At 69.2% G+C, this 14,976-nt stretch carries 14 protein-coding genes; 8 read left to right on the plus strand and 6 right to left on the minus strand.

Features of this window, described 5'->3' with window-relative positions:
- Positions 1-58: 58 nt before the first annotated feature.
- Positions 59-1,939 carry a sensor histidine kinase gene (locus FHR82_RS24555; protein ID WP_221464219.1) on the minus strand — a complete coding sequence of 627 codons (1,881 nt, stop codon included), beginning with the start codon at positions 1,937-1,939 and terminating at the stop codon, positions 59-61.
- On the minus strand, positions 1,923-2,630 hold the full coding sequence (locus FHR82_RS24560; RefSeq protein ID WP_311771251.1) for a response regulator transcription factor: 708 nt from the start codon (positions 2,628-2,630) through the stop codon (positions 1,923-1,925). Before FHR82_RS24560 ends, FHR82_RS24555 begins: the two co-directional genes overlap by 17 nt.
- Before the next feature lie 164 nt (positions 2,631-2,794).
- Between FHR82_RS24560 and FHR82_RS24565 the strand changes: the two genes are divergently transcribed.
- Both FHR82_RS24565 and FHR82_RS24570 read left to right on the plus strand, forming a co-directional pair.
- Positions 2,795-3,169: a Tat pathway signal sequence domain protein gene (locus tag FHR82_RS24565; RefSeq protein WP_184812864.1), complete on the plus strand. Its 375-nt coding sequence runs from the start codon at positions 2,795-2,797 to the stop codon at positions 3,167-3,169.
- Between the two features lie 54 nt (positions 3,170-3,223).
- Positions 3,224-3,850: a class F sortase gene (locus FHR82_RS24570; protein WP_311771252.1), complete on the plus strand. Its 627-nt coding sequence runs from the start codon at positions 3,224-3,226 to the stop codon at positions 3,848-3,850.
- A 59-nt stretch (positions 3,851-3,909) separates the two neighbouring features.
- Here the strand turns inward: FHR82_RS24570 and FHR82_RS24575 are convergent, their stop codons facing one another.
- The 4 genes from FHR82_RS24575 to FHR82_RS24590 form a co-directional block, all read right to left on the minus strand.
- On the minus strand, positions 3,910-5,085 hold the full coding sequence (locus FHR82_RS24575; RefSeq protein ID WP_184812865.1) for a cytochrome P450: 1,176 nt from the start codon (positions 5,083-5,085) through the stop codon (positions 3,910-3,912).
- Between the two features lie 4 nt (positions 5,086-5,089).
- Positions 5,090-6,463: a glutamate decarboxylase gene (gene gad / locus FHR82_RS24580; RefSeq protein WP_184812866.1), complete on the minus strand. Its 1,374-nt coding sequence runs from the start codon at positions 6,461-6,463 to the stop codon at positions 5,090-5,092.
- A gap of 479 nt (positions 6,464-6,942) precedes the next feature.
- Positions 6,943-8,394: a protein adenylyltransferase SelO gene (locus tag FHR82_RS24585; RefSeq protein WP_184812867.1), complete on the minus strand. Its 1,452-nt coding sequence runs from the start codon at positions 8,392-8,394 to the stop codon at positions 6,943-6,945.
- Between the two features lie 298 nt (positions 8,395-8,692).
- Positions 8,693-9,397: a DUF4328 domain-containing protein gene (locus tag FHR82_RS24590; protein ID WP_184812868.1), complete on the minus strand. Its 705-nt coding sequence runs from the start codon at positions 9,395-9,397 to the stop codon at positions 8,693-8,695.
- Positions 9,398-9,804: 407 nt separating this feature from the next.
- Between FHR82_RS24590 and FHR82_RS24595 the strand changes: the two genes are divergently transcribed.
- The 6 genes from FHR82_RS24595 to FHR82_RS24620 all read left to right on the plus strand — a co-directional run bounded on the left by FHR82_RS24595 (position 9,805) and on the right by FHR82_RS24620 (position 14,920).
- Positions 9,805-10,404 carry a hypothetical protein gene (locus tag FHR82_RS24595; RefSeq protein ID WP_184812869.1) on the plus strand — a complete coding sequence of 200 codons (600 nt, stop codon included), beginning with the start codon at positions 9,805-9,807 and terminating at the stop codon, positions 10,402-10,404.
- Positions 10,405-10,420: 16 nt separating this feature from the next.
- Complete coding sequence (locus FHR82_RS24600; RefSeq protein WP_184812870.1) at positions 10,421-11,359, plus strand: hypothetical protein; 939 nt, start codon at positions 10,421-10,423, stop codon at positions 11,357-11,359.
- A gap of 157 nt (positions 11,360-11,516) precedes the next feature.
- Positions 11,517-12,395 carry an ALF repeat-containing protein gene (locus FHR82_RS24605; protein ID WP_184812871.1) on the plus strand — a complete coding sequence of 293 codons (879 nt, stop codon included), beginning with the start codon at positions 11,517-11,519 and terminating at the stop codon, positions 12,393-12,395.
- Between the two features lie 293 nt (positions 12,396-12,688).
- Positions 12,689-13,564 carry a DUF1444 domain-containing protein gene (locus tag FHR82_RS24610; protein WP_184812872.1) on the plus strand — a complete coding sequence of 292 codons (876 nt, stop codon included), beginning with the start codon at positions 12,689-12,691 and terminating at the stop codon, positions 13,562-13,564.
- A 50-nt stretch (positions 13,565-13,614) separates the two neighbouring features.
- On the plus strand, positions 13,615-13,968 hold the full coding sequence (locus FHR82_RS24615) for a hypothetical protein (protein WP_184812873.1): 354 nt from the start codon (positions 13,615-13,617) through the stop codon (positions 13,966-13,968).
- Between the two features lie 85 nt (positions 13,969-14,053).
- A complete protein-coding gene (locus FHR82_RS24620) occupies positions 14,054-14,920 on the plus strand; it encodes a hypothetical protein (RefSeq protein ID WP_184812874.1) in 867 nt (288 codons plus the stop codon).
- Positions 14,921-14,976: the final 56 nt, after the last annotated feature.

Consider the following 14,976-nt stretch of genomic DNA (forward strand, 5'->3'; position numbering starts at 1 on the left):
GGCCATGATGACAAGCCGGCTTCGCGCTCATGTCTCGCTTTCTCCACCCGGCCTACCGTCAGGCCGGGTTCGCGGGCAGGTGGATGGTGAACGTGGTGCCGGTGCCCGGCGTGCTGCGGACCTCGATCCGGCCGCCGTGCGCGGCGATCAGGTGATGGGTGATCGCCAAGCCGAGGCCGCTGCCGCCGGAGGCGCGGCTCCTCGACCGGTCGGCGCGCCAGAAGCGGTCGAAGATGTGCGGGAGCGACTCCGCGTCGATCCCGGAGCCGGTGTCGGCGACGTCGATGAGCACCTCGTCACCGGGCCCGCGGCCGGCCGACAGCGTCACCCGGCCACCGGCCTGGGTGTGACGCAGGGCGTTGGACACCAGGTTGCCGAGCGCCTGGCGCAACCGGGTGGGGTCGGCGGACAGGTCGGGTTCGCCGTCGATCGTGACCCGCAACGCGACGCCGGCCGCGTTCGCGTGGCCCTGGTGGGCCGAGGCGACCTGCGCCAGGATCGACCGCACCGACACCTGTTCCTGGTGCATCCGCAGCTTCCCCGCGTCGGCGAGGGCGAGGTCCTGCAGGTCGTCGATGATGTGCTGCAGGAGCACCGTTTCCTCCACCAGCGAGGCCACCAGTGCGGGCTCGAGGTTCGCCATCCCGTCCTGCGCGGCCTCCAGCCAGCCGCGGATGTTCACCAGCGGGGTCCGCAGCTCGTGCGCGACATCGCTGACCATCGTCCTGCGCTGCCGCTCGGCGGTCTCGATCTGCTCGGACATCCGGTTGAACGCCGTCGCCAGCTCGCCGATCTCGCCGCGGGCGGTGGTCTCGACGCGTGCGGACCGTTCGCCGTCGCCCATCTTGCGTGCCGCGGAGGTGATCGCGTGGATGGGCCGGACGAGGCGGGTGGCGGCGAGCGCGGTCACGCCGACCGTCAGCACGAGCACGGCCAGCGCCGTCCACGCGATCCTGGAATAGCCCACCGTGGACAGATCGAACCGGTCGGCCCGCGCTCCCGGTTTCCCGATGTACAGGTAGGCGGGCGCGGACACGTGGGACGCGAGCTGTTCGCGGCGCGCGGAGTCCACGCAGCGCTGGTCGTCCGGCGCTGGGCGCAGCTCGTCCGGCGAGACCAGCTCGGCAGGCAGCGTGGGCAACGGCGCCTTGCCCTGCCGGTCGAGGCACGCGTTGACCAGCGTCAGCAGTTCGGTGCTCGCCGCGGTCTCGGTCGTGGTCGTCGCCGCCGGTCTCGGACAGAAGTCGGCGTGTTCGGACGTCGGCGGGACCTCGACCCGGACCGGGCCGGCCACCGGTGAACTCTGGTCGTCCGACGGCCGCAGCGCGACTGGCGGTGCCTGGTCGACCGGCGCCCCCGGATCCAGCGTCGTCGTGTCGCGGGCGGCGCCGGTCACCTCGTCGACGGCCGAGCGGCCGTTGGGCTTCTCGACGATCACCCCGTCGCGGCCGAGCCCGCGCAGGCAGGTCAGCTGCGCCTGCGCGGCGCGGCGCAGCCCGTCGCGTTCGGCGGTGGTCAGGCGGTACGGGCCGACGGCGCGCGCGTCGATGCCGGACTTCCCGGCGTCCGGCTTGAGCACCGGGTCGACCGACAGCGGATCGACCACCGCGGACGGTGTCCTGGGCAGTGGCGACTCCGGTGCCCCGCCGGAGTCGGCGATCGGCGCCCGCGACGGGGTCGTCACCGTGATGTGCCGTCCGGTCTCCCTGGCCACGCGGTCCACCAGCACCCGCACACCCGACCAGTTCCTGTGGGTGGCGGCGTGGCCGAGCAGCAGGTCGTAGATCTCCGCGTCGGTGGCCAGCGACTCGCCGATCTCCTGGTTGATCGCGCCGCTGGTGCTCTGCGCGGCCAGCCACGCCGAGGCGCCGACCGAGCAGCCGGCCACGACCACCGACATCGCGAGCAGTCGCGTGAGCAGGCTATGCCGTCGGGTCATCGGCGCCGATGTCCCTCAGCTTGTAGCCGACCCCGTACACGGTGAGCAGGTGCACCGGGTTGCGCGGGTCGGGTTCGAGTTTGCGGCGCAGGTTCATCATGTGCACGTCGACCGTGCGCTCGGTGACGAACTTGTCCATGCCGAACGCCTGGCTGAGCAGCTGGCCCCGGCTGAACGTGCGGCCGGGTTCTGCGACCAGCACCGCGAGCAACCGGAACTCCGCAGGGGTGCAGTCCAGCGCGACGCCGCCGAACGTGACCTCGTGCCGCTGCTGGTCGACCACCAGGTCCCCGGCCGACAGCACCTGCTGTGCCCGGCCGCCCGCGCGGTGGGAGCGGCGCAGCACCGCCCGGACGCGCGCCGCGAGCTGTCTCGGGCTGTAGGGCTTGGTGATGTAGTCGTCCGCGCCGAGGTCGAGGCCGAGCAGCACGTCGTCCTCGGTGGTGCGCGCGGTGAGCAACACGATCGGGACGTCCGACTCGGCACGCAGCACCCGGCACACGTCCAGCCCGTCGACCCTGGGCATCATCACGTCGAGGACCACGAGATCGGGTTTCCTGCGCCGCGCCTCGTCGATGGCCGCCCGTCCGTCGTGCACGACGATCACGGTGTGGTTGTCGTGCACCAGGTACCGCCGGATCAGTTCGGCCTGTTTCGGATCGTCCTCGGCGACCAGCACCTGTGCGTACACCCCCGCATTATGCGTGCTGTCCCGCCGGGGATCTCGTGACCGCCCGCCGCGGCCGCGAAACCGAACAGGTTCTTCATATTCGGCACACAAGATCCTGAAACCGGCTCCCCAGACTGATCGTCGTCCGGCAACGGCCGGACACGTGGGCCGAGGAAAGGACAACCATGAAGCTGGGCCGAGCATGCGCCGCGGGAGCCGTGCTGTGGGCGGTGGCACTGCCGCTGACCGCCGGGACCGCGCTGGCCGACCAGGAGCCCGCGCCGGTGGCGGAACAGCCTGCGCCACCGGTGGCGGACCCGACGGCGGCGCCGTCGGACGCCGCACCGCCGTCGGCCCTGCCGGACGACCCTGCTCCGGTGACGGTCAGCGTGCCGCCACGTGACGCTCAGGTGCCCGTGCGGCCGGAGGGGGCGCCGGAGACCGGCGGCGGGCCGGAGGAGCCGGGCATCGGCCTGGCCGTGACCGGTGGTGCTGCGGCGGTCATCGCCGCGGGCGGTGCCGCGCTGGTGCTGCGCCGCCGCCGTGCGGGTGCGCGGTAGGGCCGGGGATCCACATTGCGGTTCCGCACCACGGGAACCCGGGGAGGCCGCGGCGTGCTCGCGGCCTCCCTGTTCCTCGTCGTACTCGTCCTGACCGGCTGCTCGGCAGCCGATACCGCAGCGCAGCCGGCACCGCAGCCGACCCAGCCGGCGTCACCGCGATCCGAGACACCGCCACCACCCGCCAACGAACCGGGCACGCTCTCCCGGTCGCGCCCGGTGTGGATCGACGTGCCCGGCATCCGCGCGCACTCGTCGCTGGTGCCGCTCGGCCTCAACGCCGACCGGACGGTCGAGGTCCCGCCGGTGGACCAGCCGATGCAGGCCGGGTGGTACGAGCACAGCCCGACACCGGGCCAGACCGGTCCCTCGGTCGTCCTCGGTCACGTCAACGGCGGCGGCCAGGACGGCATCTTCGCGCGCCTGCACGAGCTGGCGCCGGGTGACGAGATCCGGATCGGCCGCGAGGACGAGCAGGTCGCCCGGTTCGTGGTCGAGCGCACCGAACAGTTCCCGAAGACCGAGTTCCCCGCCGACGAGGTGTACGGCGACACGACGTCACCGGAGCTGCGGCTGATCACGTGCGGTGGCTCGTTCGACGAGACCGCGAACAGCTACCGCGACAACGTCATCGTGTTCGCCGTCTTCACCGGCGTGGTCGACGCCACCGAACCAGGGTGACGCGAGCCGAACCGGCGGAAGACCGGTCGCGTCCACGAAGGACTGGTCGGGTACGCCGGTCATGACGCCCTGGCCGGGCTCGCGTCCCACACCGCGTCGAGTGGCCCCGGTAGCCGTAGTTTCCAGCCGTGCGGCGCTGCCTGCCAGCCAGGTGCCGGTAGCAGGCCGGGCATTCGTTCGAGCAGGACGTCCAGTGCGGTGCGCGCCGTGGCGGTGACCAGTGGATGTGCCGGGCAGTGGTGTGGTCCGGTGCCGAAACCGAGGTGGGTACGGACGTCGCGGTACAGGTCGAACCGGCCGGGATCGAGGAACATCGTCTCGTCGCGGTTGGCTGAGGCGATGGCCGCCGCGATCACGCTGTTCGCCGGGATCTCCCGTTCGGCCAGCACCACGGCACGTGTCGTGCGCCTGCCCAGCACGCCCACCGGTCCGCTCCACCGCAGAGCCTCGTACACCGCCGCGCCGAGCAGTGAGCGGTCGGCGCGGACCGCGGCGAGTTGGTCTGGCACGGACCACAGCGCCAGCAGTGTCCAGCCCGCCAGCCAGCCCGGCTCGATCACGCTCAGCCCGAGGTGCTTGAGCACCGGCACCACGTCGGCGTCCGGTCGCGCCTCGCCGCGCCGGTTGTGGTGCAGCAGGTGGGAGGTCACCGACTCGTCCGGTTGCTCGCGCAGCCGGTCGACCACCGTGGTCACCGCCTTGTCCTCGGCCATCAGCGGCGCTGCGGCCTCATCCACTCCCGGATCGCGACCGAAGTTGTTCGCCACCCTGGTCAGCAGGTTGCCCCAGCGGCGCATCGTGTCGGCGCCGTCGGGATCGAGCCCGAGCAGTGTGCACATGGCGGTGACCGCGACCGGTTCGAAGTAGTCCACGGTCAGGTCGGCCCGTCCGGACGGGCCGACCTCGTCGGCGACCCGGTGGGCGACCGGGCGAGCGATGGTGTCGACGAAGTCGTTCACCCGGTGGGGGTCGAAGTCGTGTCGGAACGCTTCCCGCACGTCCTGGTGGGACTCGCCCTCCCGCATCAGCAACGGTGTCCCGCCGCACAGACCGAGCATCGGCACCCCTGGCTGGTCGGTGGTGAACCGCTCCACATCAGTCAGGACCGTGTGCACGTCGTGCCAGCGGCTGACCAGCCACTGGCGGATCTCCGGTACCCAGGTGACCGGTTCCTTCGCGCGTAGCCGGAGGTAGGCGGGGTAGGGGTCGATCTCCAGTTCCGCGATCGTCACCATGGTGTCAGTCGGCGAACGTCAGGACGGTCGCGACCTCGGGCAGGGGGAACGGGTGACCGGCCAGGCGTTCGGTGTGCTTGACGAGGCTTTCGAGGAACCTCGCCGCGAGGTCGAGGGTGAACCCCTGCCTGCAGACCACGCGGATGACGTCCACGTGCTCCAGGTTGGGCGGCAGGCTGTAGGCGGGCACATGCCAGCCGTCACCCTTGAGCGCCTCGGACAGGTGGTACACGGTGAAGCCGTCCGCCTCCGGGTCACGAAGCCGGAACGCCACCACCGGCAGGTCCTCACCGTCGCTGATGACCTCGTACGGGCCGATCGCCTCGACGCACTTCGCGACGTACCGCGCGGCTTCCTGGCAGCGTTGGGCGATCAGCTGGAAGCCCGTCATGCCGTTGCGCAGGAACTCGTAGTACTGCGCGATCACCCCGGAGGCCGGCCGGGAGAAGTTCAGGGTGAACGTGGGGTGGTGGCCGCCGAGGACGTTGCAGTCGAAGATGAGTGACTCCGGCAGGTACTCCGGATCCCGCCACAGACACCACCCGGAGCCGGGGTACACCAGTCCGAACTTGTGGCCGGACGCGTTGATCGACACCACCCGGGGCAGCGCGAAGTCCCAGGCGACGTCCATGTCGAGGAACGGCGCGACGAACCCGCCGCTGGCCGCGTCGACGTGCAGCGGCACGTCGACGCCCCGGTCTGCCGCCACACCGTCGAGAGCGGCCGCGATGTCGGCGACCGGGTCGTAGCGCCCGTCCTGCGTGCTGCCCAGCACCGCGACGACGCCGATCGTGTTCTCGTCGACCGCGGCCGCGGTGAGCGCCGGGTCCAGGGTGGTGCGGCCCTCCTCGAGCGGCACCATCCGAGCTTCCACGTCCCAGAAGTTGCAGAACTTCGGCCAGCAGACGTGCACATGGGTGCCGAACACCATGTTCGGCCGGCCGGTGCCGCCCCGCTCCCGCCACCGGCGCAGCATGGCCAGACCGGCGAGCATGGCCGCCTCCGAGCTGCCGCTCGTGGAGCAGCCGATGAACCGCCCGTCGTCGTCGTGCCACAGGTTCGCGAGCGCGTTGATGCACTCCTGCTCGATGAGGGAACTCGCCGGGTACTCCTCACGGTTCATCAGGTTGATCGACGCGGTCTCGGCGTAGATTCGTTCCAGCTCGGGCTCCGCGGTCGTCGTGCAGAACGTGGCGAGGTTGAGCGCCGCCCGCCCGTCGAGCAACAACCGGGACCGCACGATGCCGGCCGCCACTCCCGCGGGCATCGACTTCTCCGGCAACCGGCCTTTCGGGACGACGTCCTCGTCGATCCGCTGTGCGAACACCGGAGCCAGCTGCAGATCGTGCTCATCGGTGATCACGCGTTGCAGGCTCATGACAACCTCCGAAATGCCTTGGGTTTTACGAGAGGATCGGCCGGATGGCGCGTCGTCGGTCAGCTGACTCGGTGCGGTCCCGCGGCGACAGGACGATGGTGTCAGTTGGTGCAGAGGCAAGGGAACATCACCGACAACTCACAACCCGGATAGGTGGACCTGAAACCTCCGCTGGCTGACAGCGCACTCACGTAACGTCGACACGTTCCGGTTGACCTCTCGATGTGACGCCGCACGTTGCGCCACCCGGGCCGGGAACCATCACCGAAAGCAGCCGCTTCACTGTCGAACCTCGAACCAGCGGGTTCACCGTCCGCTCGACGGCAGAATGCGGTGCCGGCATTGGTGATTGCACTGGTTGTCGCGAGGCGATATACGCGGCCGATCGTTGAACCGAAGAAATGGTCGGGGGAATGGCCGGGGCGTGCCAACGGAACATCGAATCCCCTGAAGGCAGCGCGAAAGAGCGCGAGGAGAGGTCAGGTTCCACAGAAGGTCTGGTACGTGGCGCCGAAGTCCACGGGCGCGGGGGTGGCGTAGCGCTCGAGGCCGGGGCGTTGTTCGCAGGGGCGGTTCAGTGCGGCCAGCAGGTGCTCGAACGAACCGTGGTCACCCGTGGTCGCGGCGGCCAGGGCCTCCTCGACGAGGTGGTTGCGGGGGATGTACAGCGGGTTCACGCGGTCCATCGCGTCGGCGTCCGGGCCGAGCGACCGCCAGCGGGTCAGCCAGTCGTCGATCGCCGCGAGGTCGAGGAACAGTTCTCTGGCGGGTTCGGCGTCGCCGCGTGCGGCCGCGGCCAGGCGGCGGTAGAACGACGTGTGGTCGACGTGGTTGGCCTGGAGAAGGGTGAGCAGCTCGGCGGTCAGCGTCTCGTCGAGGCTGTCGGTCAGTCCGAGTTTGGCGCGCATGCCGGCCGACCAGGCGGCGTCGTACCGCGGGCGGAACGCGTCGAGTGCCTCGGTCGCCACTGCGATCGCCTGGTCCTGGTCGTCGGCGAACAGGGGGAGGAGGGACTCGGCGAGTCGCGCGAGGTTCCACTCCGCCATGCGCGGCTGGTTGCCGTAGGCGTAGCGCCCGCCGTGGTCGATGGAGCTGTAGACGGTGGCGGGCTCGAACGCGTCCAGGAACGCGCAGGGCCCGTAGTCGATGGTCTCGCCCGAGATCGTCATGTTGTCGGTGTTCATGACCCCGTGGATGAACCCGGCGAGCATCCACCTGGCCACCAGCGACGCCTGGGCGGCGACCACCGCCTCGAACAACGCGAGGTGCGGGCGTGCCGCCTCGGCGGCGGCGGGGTGGTGCCGGGCGATCGCGTGATCGGCGAGACGGCGCAGCAGGTCGAGGTCGCCGGTGGCCCGTGCGTACTGGAAACTGCCGACGCGCAGGTGGCTGCTCGCGACCCGCGCCAGTACGGCCCCCGGCAGCAGCGTGTCGCGGCGCACCGGACGCCCGGTCGCCACCACCGCCAGAGCGCGGGTCGTGGGGATGCCGAGTGCGTGCATCGCCTCGCTGACGACGTACTCGCGCAGCATCGGACCGACCGCGGCCAGGCCGTCGCCGCCACGGGCGAACGGGGTGCGCCCGGAGCCCTTGAGGTGCAGGTCGCGCGGGTGGCCGTCGGCGTGGGCGAGCTCCCCCAGCAGCAGCGCGCGGCCGTCACCCAGACGCGGTGAGTACTGGCCGAACTGGTGTCCGGCGTAAGCCTGCGCCACCGGGGTGGCGCCGTCGGGCACCTGGTTGCCGACGAGCAGGCGAACTCCCTCGGGGCCGCGCAACCAGGCGGGGTCGAGGCCGAGTTCTGCGGCCAGCGGCTCGTTGAGCACGAGCAACCGCGGTGCGGGAGCCTCCTCGGCCTGCCACGGCACAGCCATCTCGGGCAGGGCACGGGCGAAGTGGCCGCTCAGGGCAACGGTCGGCGGGGCGATGCTCACGCCATCAACCGTACGTGCCACGTGCACGGCTGTCGGGTGGCCGGGGTCCCGCCGGCCGCTGCCCACCGCGTGCTCAGCGGACCATGATGCTGTCGATGAGCGTCTCGTCGGTGCCGCCGTCGGCCTGCTGGGATCGGAACTGCAGTGCGGCGACCGGTCGGCGCGGGACTGCTCGCACTGGTCCCGGCGGCGTGACCCGGGTGATCACGCCGCGGCCGGCAGAAGCCGCGATGTGACGGTTGAGTGAGCCAGGCGCCTCGTAGCGCATCGCGGTCCGGTCGTCAGCGGGCTGACCCGGTCAGGCCAGGGGCGCCTGCTGGTGCGCGGTGCCTTCCATGGTGGTGCGGGGCGTGGTCTGCCATTCGGTGATCTGGCGGACCACCCGGATCAGCAGGATGCCGGCGACGAGCGTGAGGCCCGTGCTGATCGTCGAGTAGACGGCGATCGTCTCGAAGTAGCCGACGGTCACGTCGCTCGTGTTCGTCTGGAGGCGGAGGAGGTACTGCATGGCGTAGTTGGCGATGAGGACCAGCCACCAGGCGCGGACCAGTGGGCTCAGGGGCAGGGGGTCGATCTGGTGCTGGTCGGCCGGTACGCCGGGGCGGCTGGCGCGCCAGATGTCGTCGACGATGCGGCGGGGGAACCAGAGGTTCACGACCGGGCAGAACCAGGCGCCGATGGTCCAGCCGCGGCCCATGCGGTGGTGGACGCCGGACAGGCGTTCGGAGTTCACGCGGGCACGCCACAACCAGGTCAGGAACACGGTCACCGACGCGACCATGGCGAGCAGGCTCACCCAGACCGCGGTGATCGTGGCGTCGTCGGCGGCGTACAGGTCGCTGTCGGTGACCCCCGGCAGGCCGGCGACGTAGTCGGCGACGACGGAGTGCGCGTTCCACGCCGTCCACGTCCCGTACAGGTTGGTGGCGCAGACAGCGCCGATGAGCACGGACGCGGCCGCGGCAAGGGTCCGGACAGGCGTGAGCGGAGGCGGTGTGTACACAGTGATCCCCAGACGAGTCGAAACGAGTCACCTGCCCATCGCTCCGGCCTGATCAACTGTTTCACTCGCCACGGGCGAAGTGTTCGCCTGTGTCGGGGCCGCGTGGTCGGACTGCTACACGAGGATCGTGGGGTGGGCAGCCCGTTCGCCCCGGGTGGCCAGATCCCCGGGTGTTCTCTGACGGGACCGGTCCACGCCAAACCCCATGTGGTAGCGGGAGAAGCGGACGCCGGGCGTCACTCCGCCGCGGCAACCCGAGCGTCCGTCGAATGTGGACGCGGTCCACATCCTGGCCACGCTCGCCGGTGGACGACCAGGCCGACATCCCCGTCCCGCCACCGGACCGCCGCCCGCCAGGACCTGGTCCTCCGTAGCGCCGCGACCTGTCGCGGGGTCCTTTCGGTTCAGTGGCAGACATCGTGCGAGACTGCTACGCGGTGAACGCCACCGAAGAGCCGCACACCACCACGAGGGACATGTCGATGGTTCCCGAAGATCTCGCCGTTTGGCGCCGCCGGCAGGATGCGGGCGAGCCGAACCCCTGGTCGGATGGCCTGCGCCTGCTTGCCGACGACGAGCAGCCCGCGGCGCTGGACACCGGCTACCTGACCGCCGGGGACCTCGCGAATCCCGACATCGCCGCCAACGTCAGGGCGATCGAGGAAACGGCCGCGCTGATCACGTGGGTCGCCGAAGATGAGGACGAGGGCCAGGCGTTCGGTTACTGGCGTGGCCCGAACGACCTTCCGCTCGCCGCGGCGCCCGTCGTCAGCCTCGACAACGAGGGCCAGTTCCAGGTCCTCCGGGGCACCAACCTCAGCGAAGCCCTGAGCGACGAGTACGGCCAGTGGGCCGACGACGGCTATCCCGGCCTGGTCGCGCGGTGCCGGTCCCAGGGCGTGACGATCAGCGCCGAGGATCCCGCCGAGCTCCCGGAGCCGACGGTGTCGCCGACCCCGGCGGAGCACCACGTCGCTCGCTACCGCGAGTTGCTCGCAGGCAGTTGACCCGGGGGTCCAGCCGATGACTGACGAGATCGTCGATGCCAGTCCTGAGCAGGTGGTGGCCGTCATCGAGCAGATGGCCGACCTGCCGTGGCCGGACGGCGACGAGTGGCTCGAATGGGAGATCGACGGGCTCGAAGGGCAAACCAGCTTCCTCATGCACGTGCTCCCCCTCGGTGCCACCTCGGACGCGGCGGCCCTGACGTCCTTGACGACGCCCCTCAGCAAGCTGGCCGACCAGCGCTGGGGCGTCCGCTACCGCTTCGACGCGACGCGCTTCACCGACGACGCCGACACCGATCCGGCGTCGTACGACCGGCGCAGCGCGCCCGCGAGCCTGGTGCGAGCGCTCGGCTCGGACAACGCGGCGTGGTGGCGGTCCGGGAGTGACGCCGTGGTTCTCGTTGACAACTCAGCTGCCGCGCCGGAGACCAGCAAAGCCGCCGTGCTCGTGCTGCCGGCGCAGTGGCTGGCCGGGCCGGGTGCTGAAGAGGACGCGCTCCGGTCCCCACTCGTCGCGGACTTCCTCTCCGGCGACAAGGACCGCGTCCTCCCTGCGTTGTGGGCGGTCTTCGCGACCCGTGATCCCGAGATCCTGGCGCCGCTGGCACGCGCGTTGCCTGCCATTGAGAAAGCGACCGCGGACACGGAGCTCGGCGGCATGCTCGCGTCCAACAACTCCAACCTGGACCACGTACTCGACCGGATCTCGCTGTTCGGCAAGGGCGCCTGCCTCTGCGCCGCCTACTTCTCGCACCAGTTCTACGATCCCGAGAAGGAGGCGCATCGGCGGCACGTCCGGATCGTGGAGACGGTCCCCAACGACGGGCAATGGGTGCCCGACCGCATCTGCGAGTGTCGCGACTGCGGCAGGCGGTTCCAGGTCGAGAAGGGGGAGTACCACTACACCTGGTGGAAGTGGACCGAGGTCGCCCAGCTCGGGGGAAAGCATGCGTGAGGTTGCTGGCGTCACCTTGCAGGGCATCAAACGCACCGAACAGGCGACGGATCACCGCCGCAGACGACGCTGAGTGTCCAGCCGGGTGAGCATTGCTTCGCCATCTCACAGACGATAATCTTCACCCATATCGACTGAGATGAGGGGGAAGCTTTACATGCGATGGAAGATTCCGGCCAGCGTGCTATTGGTACTCGCTTTATTGATCCCGGCGTCAACGGCGGTGGCGCAAACCGGATCGTCGAGGCTGGACGAGACAACCTGTCAAGCGGTCGTGTACACGGATATTCGTGAGCTTTTCGTCGTTGACTTGGATACCGCGTCCGATCTCGAGATCCGGATGCTGGCCAACCGAATCTCTTCTGTGGCCGGCGCCGAATCGTTGACCGGGTTGTATGAAGCTGTGCAGGAGCTGCTGAGGAACGGGTCGCCTGATGAGATCCGCGCGTTCCTCCAGGAAGGCTGGCAGACCCACTGGACAATAGATCTGCGAGTTACGGTGCTCCGCACGATGGGAGATCCGGCCGCCGGTGCCAACGTGCGGGCGGCAGCGCAAGAAGCGCTCGACGACGGAACCATCGACACGTTCCTGACCTACCTCAATCACGGCCTGTACGTCGCACGCGCGCTAGACGCCGGGTGGTCCCTGGAGGTGCACACGGATATCCGTGGGCTTTTCGTCGTTGACTTGGATACCGCGTCCGATCTCGAGATCCGGATGCTGGCCAACCGAATCTCTTCTGTGGCCGGCGCCGAATCGTTGACCGGGTTGTATGAAGCTGTGCAGGAGCTGCTGAGGAACGGGTCGCCTGATGAGATCCGCGCGTTCCTCCAGGAAGGCTGGCAGACCCACTGGACAATGGATCTGCGAGTCACGGTGCTCCGCACGATGGGAGATCCGGCCGCCGGTGCCAACGTGCGGGCGGCAGCGCAAGAAGCGCTCGACGACGGAACCATCGACACCTTTCTGACCTACCTCAACCACGGCCTGTACGTCGCACGCGCGCTTGACGCCTGCGAGTCTCAGCCGGCGTAGTCAAGCGCCATCATCCGTCAGGCGGCGATCTACTACACGGCCGCCTTCACCTCAGCACTCGCCGCGAAACGAGTAAAAGAGACTATGGGGACTGCAGGCGACCACGCCGTGCAGAGCAAGTGCATACCAGACCCCATCGTCGCGCCCGAGTCGTGAGGTGAAGGCGGCACGTTCTCCGGCTGTCGCGGAGCAGAGCAGTCGTCGGCAACCGACACCAGTGTCACGTCGTCCCAACGGGATACGAACCTACTCAAGATCCTGACGCGTGGCCGCCGACGTTGTAGGGTCCCGGCGTGCATTTACTCACCGCCGCGCAACAGGACCGGCTGCGGCACCTCGCTCGCCGCAGCCCGGCGTTCATCGGCATGCGGGTCGTCGTCCACGACGACCATGTCGAGGTCACCCACCCCGAGTCGCTCGTGCTCGGGTTCGAGTCGCTTTCGGCGGCGCTGGCGGGCGCTCCGGCCGGGCAGTGGCCGGAGCTGGTCGACGAGCACTTCCGGCGGATCATCGCCCACGGGACGGCGGACAGGTCCGACGTCGAAGGGCCGACCGAGGCCGTGCTCCAGCGCACCTATCCGCACCTGGCCCTCTCGGACAGCGAGGCGTCGGAGGTGGCGTCCTACGCCGACGAGATCACCCCCGGTCTGCTCCGGGTACTCGCCTTCGACCGGCCCGACGTCATCGTGACCATGACGGACGAGGACGTGCGGCGGCACGGCTACGACCGGCTTTACGACGCCGGCATGGAGAACCTGGCGAAGGAAGTGCCGGACCGGTGCGTCGAGGTCGACGGCGTCTACTACCTGCGGGGTTCGGACTACGTCGCCTCGCTGGTGCTGATCATCCCGTGGGTGATCGAGGCCGTGACCGGGGTGGCCGACGCACCGTACGGCGCACTGGTCGCGATGCCGGCCCGCGACCAGTTCATCTTCCACGTCATCCGGGACCGGGACACCGCGGGAGTGCTGGCGGCACTGGACGAGGTCGGGCAGCTCGCCGCCGAGTGCTACGCGAACAGTGCGTACCAGCTCAGCTCACTGGTGTACTGGTGGCGTCCCATGCCCGTGGGTGCGCTCGAGATCGTCGGGTACCACAACGGTGCGGGTGTGGTCACCGACTACTCGGACGACTTCGAGGACGTGCTCTTCACCGTGGGGCTGAACTAAGGCATCGCCTGCCCCGAGCCGCTACCTGGACACAAGAGGTTCATCGTGCGATGGACACCGAGTTGCCGTCGCTGCTTGCTCGGTGGAACACCGAGCCGCCGCTCACCCGGTACGTCCTCGGATGCGTTGCCGCGCACTATCCGCATCACGGTCGGCTGATCACCGGGCAGGTCAGCGACATGAGTTCGGACTACGCCGGCACCCAACCAGGCGTCTACCTGAAGCTCGCAGAGGCGTTGCTGCGTGCCGACGACACGCAGACGTTCACCATCGCCGCGGATATCATCAGCTGGGCTGAGGACCTCGACCCTGGCTGGCTCGACGCGCCAGGTGTCAGCCCCGCGCTGAAAGGCACGCACACCTTGGCCATGGGTGCACCTCGCGCGGCGAACACCACGGCTTGATCGACGCGGCCGCCACGGCCGGTGGGCCCCGCTCCCGCGTCCGCCGCGCACCGAGGACAGCACCCAGAACGGGATCTTGAACAGGATGTCGAGCAACAGACGCAAGACGAAGACGAAGCCTGGCAGGGCAGTCGGCACCAAACCGGTCACACAGCGCCCACCCGTGGCCCCGGAACCCGAAGCCCCGGAGGCTCCTCTCGAAACGCGGGAGAAGCCCTACCGTTGGGCCGTCGGAGCCGTGCTCGTGGTCTGCGCGGTAGCCGTCACACTGGCGGTCGCCAGCGGACGATTCGTCCCGTTCATCCGGCAGCCGTTCGACCTGTGGGAACGGTGGGCAGGCGGGGAACAACTGGCTGACACGCGTCTGTGGGGCTGGCCGCTGTTGGGCTGGGGTCGATTGGGCAAGGTGTTTCAGTTCCTCGCCGGGCTCACCATCGTCCTCGATCTGATCGGCCCGGAGCCCCTTCGTGCCTTCGGTGCCCGGCTTCGCGAAGTGTCGTGGCGACAGCTTGCCGACAAGGCCGAGAAGTTCGTCATCGCAATCACCGCATTGTTCCTGCTGTCTTATTACTTGCTATTTTTCCTGTTCATCTTCGCCGGCCCCTTCATGGCAGAGGTTGGCATGTCCATTGATCTGCTATTCGGCACGTTCGGGTTCATCGTGGCGCTGTTGAGTCTGTTCGGTGTCGGGTTCTTGCTGGCCAGAGGGTGGCGCAGAGAGTCAAGGCACAAGGAGCAAGGCGGCGTGCTCTGGTATGCGGCGAAGGCACCTTTCTTCATCGTTGCAGCGGTTCCAGTCGGGTTGTGGGTCGCAGTATCTCGCGGACTGCTGGTGCCACTCGTCAACGGACTCTCCACGATATTTGACCGTGCACAACCGGGCCATCCACTCCGCTGGGGCGCGTTCGTGTTGTTCGTCATCGGGTTTCAGTTCGATCTGCTCGCGTCCTGAGCCGGGCTGTGACCGAGTGATGTTGGTCAACCTCAGTACTCGCGCGACGTTTGACG

The organism is Actinophytocola algeriensis (assembly GCF_014203735.1).
GTDB lineage: Bacteria > Actinomycetota > Actinomycetes > Mycobacteriales > Pseudonocardiaceae > Actinophytocola > Actinophytocola algeriensis.

Excerpts from the sequence above, each read along its gene's own strand:
- FHR82_RS24555 (WP_221464219.1), bottom strand. The coding sequence starts at position 1,939 with ATGACCCGACGGCATAGCCTGCTCACGCGACTGCTCGCGATGTCGGTG.
- FHR82_RS24565 (WP_184812864.1), top strand. The coding sequence starts at position 2,795 with ATGAAGCTGGGCCGAGCATGCGCCGCGGGAGCCGTGCTGTGGGCGGTG.
- FHR82_RS24575 (WP_184812865.1), bottom strand. The coding sequence starts at position 5,085 with ATGGTGACGATCGCGGAACTGGAGATCGACCCCTACCCCGCCTACCTC.
- gad (WP_184812866.1), bottom strand. The coding sequence starts at position 6,463 with ATGAGCCTGCAACGCGTGATCACCGATGAGCACGATCTGCAGCTGGCT.
- FHR82_RS24600 (WP_184812870.1), top strand. The coding sequence starts at position 10,421 with ATGACTGACGAGATCGTCGATGCCAGTCCTGAGCAGGTGGTGGCCGTC.
- FHR82_RS24605 (WP_184812871.1), top strand. The coding sequence starts at position 11,517 with ATGCGATGGAAGATTCCGGCCAGCGTGCTATTGGTACTCGCTTTATTG.
- FHR82_RS24615 (WP_184812873.1), top strand. The coding sequence starts at position 13,615 with ATGGACACCGAGTTGCCGTCGCTGCTTGCTCGGTGGAACACCGAGCCG.
- FHR82_RS24620 (WP_184812874.1), top strand. The coding sequence starts at position 14,054 with ATGTCGAGCAACAGACGCAAGACGAAGACGAAGCCTGGCAGGGCAGTC.